The sequence below is a fragment of the Streptomyces sparsus genome, assembly GCF_054776295.1.
In genome coordinates, this window is record NZ_BAAHCA010001097.1 from 1 (window position 1) to 1,461 (window position 1,461).

The window sequence follows — 1,461 nt, forward strand, 5'->3', positions numbered from 1 at the left end:
GTCCGGCCGGCACCGCCGCCCGGATCCCGATCCGCGCCGCCTACGACGCCGGCACCCGTGCGCTCTACGTGAGCTACGCGAACGCGCCCGGCCCCAACGGCCAGAGCGACGGCTCGGTGCACCGGCTGGACACGGCCACCGGCCGGTGGACCGACGTCACGCCCGTGCGGCCGGGCGGCGGGGACGCCTTCGGGTACGGGGGCGTCGCGGTGGACGCCCGACGTCCCGGCACGGTCGTGGTCTCCACCAACAACCGCTGGGGCCCGGTGGACACCCTCTACCGCTCCACCGACGGCGGCGGGAGCTGGACGTCGCTCAAGGACAGTGCCGTGCTCGACGTGTCCGAGACGCCCTACTTGCGCTGGGGCGAGGCGCAGCCCAAGTTCGGCTGGTGGATCCAGACCGTCGCGATCGACCCGTTCCACTCCGAGCACATCGTCTTCGGCACCGGTGCGACGATCTACGGCACCCGCGACCTCGTGCACTGGCAGCCGCAGATCCGCGGCCTGGAGGAGTCCGCGGTACGGCAGTTGGTCTCGCCGCCGGAAGGTGAGGCGCACCTGATCAGCGGCCTGGCGGACATCGGCGTGATGTACCACGAGTCGCTCACCGCGTCCCCGTCCCGGGGCATGGCCGACAGCCCCGTCTTCGGCACCGCGACCGGACTCGCCCAGGCCGCCCGCCGGCCCTCCTACGTGGTCCGGACGGGCTGGGGCGACCACGGCAACGGCGCGTACTCGCAGGACGGCGGCCGGACCTGGCAGCCGTTCGCGTCGCAGCCGGCGATCGCGTCGAGCGCTCCCGGACCGATCGCGGTGAGTGCCGACGGCCGCACTCTGCTGTGGTCCTTCGTGCACTGGGACGGCACGAAGCACCCCGCCTTCCGGTCCGTCGACAACGGCGCCAGCTGGAGGGAGGTTCCGTCGTTCCCCAAGGGCGCGGTGCCGGTGGCGGACCCGCGGTCCGCCGAGCGGTTCTACGCCTACGACACCGACGCGGGCGAGGTCCGCCACTCGGCGGACGGCGGCGTGACGTTCACCCCGGGCGCCACCGGACTGCCGTCCGGGGACGTGCAGTTCCGCATCGCCGCCGCGCCCGGCCGCACGGGCGACCTGTGGTTGTCGGCGAAGGAGAGCGGCCTGCGGCGGTCGACCGACGGCGGCCGGACCTTCCACGAGGTCACGAGCTGCCGCGCCTCGTTCGCGCTGGGCTTCGGCAAGGCGGCGGCCGGCTGCCGCTACCCGGCGCTGTTCCAGACCGGCACGGTGGACGACGTCATCGGGGTCTACCGGTCCGACGACGAGGGCCGCACCTGGATCCGCATCAACGACGACGCCCACCAGTGGGGTTGGATCGGCGAGACGATCACCGGCGACCCGCGGGTGCACGGCCGCGTCTACCTGGGCACCAACGGCCGCGGCATCCAGTACGGCGACCCGCGGTCCGCGGTGAGGACCCGCG

The 1,461-nt window shown here is 73.9% G+C and carries 1 protein-coding gene; it reads left to right on the forward strand.

Annotated features, from left to right (window positions below; all coding sequences use genetic code 11):
- On the forward strand, nt 1-1,461 hold a 1,461-nt coding region (locus ACYVE9_RS26600), incomplete at both ends, for a sialidase family protein (RefSeq protein WP_461030449.1).